This is a genomic window from Microcoleus sp. K5-D4, assembly GCF_036704575.1.
Lineage (GTDB): Bacteria > Cyanobacteriota > Cyanobacteriia > Cyanobacteriales > Microcoleaceae > Microcoleus.
Genome location: NZ_JAUBSD010000223.1, coordinates 1 through 1180 on the forward strand (window position 1 = coordinate 1; position 1180 = coordinate 1180).

At 56.6% G+C, this 1180-nt stretch carries 1 protein-coding gene; it reads right to left on the minus strand.

Going from position 1 to position 1180, the window contains the following annotated elements; genetic code table 11:
* Nucleotides 1-1180: Ig-like domain-containing protein (locus tag QUA77_RS29165; RefSeq protein WP_445302116.1), on the minus strand; the 1180-nt coding region annotated here is incomplete at both ends.

Genomic DNA, 1180 nt, shown 5'->3' on the forward strand with positions numbered 1-1180 from the left:
TATCGGGTTCGGGTACTGGGTTGAATATGGGGGTTGGTTCTGGCGTCGGTGTTGGTTGTTCGGGGGCGGGTGTTGGTGGTGTTGGTGTTGGCGCCGGTGTTGGTGGTGTTGGTGTTGGCGCCGGTGTTGGTGGTGTTGGTTCCGGTGTTGGTGGTGCTGGTTCCGGCGCCGGTGTTGGTGGTGTTGGTGGTGTTGGTGTTGGTGTTGGTGGTGTTGGTGGTGTTGGTGTTGGTGTTGGTGGTGTTGGTGGTGTTGGTGTTGGTGGTGTTGGTGGTGTTGGTGTTGGTGGTGTTGGTGGTGTTGGTGTTGGTGGTGTTGGTTCGTTCAGGGGAATGGCAGAGACAGTAGCGCTGGCGGGGCTGGTAGCACCTTGGTTGTCTGTAGCGCTGTAGGTGAAATTTGCTGTTGTAAAGTTGGCTGTCGATTGGAAAAATAATTGGTTAATGTCAGTAGGTGTCAGAATTTGACCTGGGGTGACAATCCGGCCGCCAGTATCGGGATTGCCTAAAAATATCCGCCCTTCATTTGCGGGTGGGACGGTGTTGATGGTGAAGGATGCGATCGAGCCGTCGGGGTCGCTTCCTCCGAGTCCTGCGATCGCCACAGCGCTGCTGGGGCCGATCTCAAGGTTGACGTTGTTAGCTACGGGCGGTTGGTTTGGCACCGGCAGCAGCGCCGATACAGTAGCACTGGCGGGGCTGGTGGCACCCTGGTTGTCTGTAGCGCTGTAGGTAAAATTTGCTGTTGTAAAGTTGGCTGTCGATTGGAAAAATAATTGGTTAATGTCAGCAGGTGTCAGAATTTGACCTGCGGTGACAATCGTGCCGCCAGTATCGGGATTGCCTAAAAATATCAGCCCTTCATTTGCGGGTGGGACGGTGTTGATGGTGAAGGATGCGATCGAACCGTCGGGGTCGCTTCCTCCGAGTCCTGCGATCGCCACAGCGCTGCTGGGGGCGATTTCGAGGTTGACGTTGCTAGCTATCGGTGGTTTGTTGGCGGGAGTTGGAGTCGGAGTCGGTGGGAGTGGGGGAGTCGGAGTGGGGGCAGCGGTGATAGTGGTGGTAACAGTTGCGCCAGGCTCACGGCCGTTGTTGTTGGCAGGATTGGGGTCTGGACTCGTTGAGGTGCTGCTAGCAGTGTTGGCGATGGCGCTGATGGTGGCAGGAACTGCGAAACT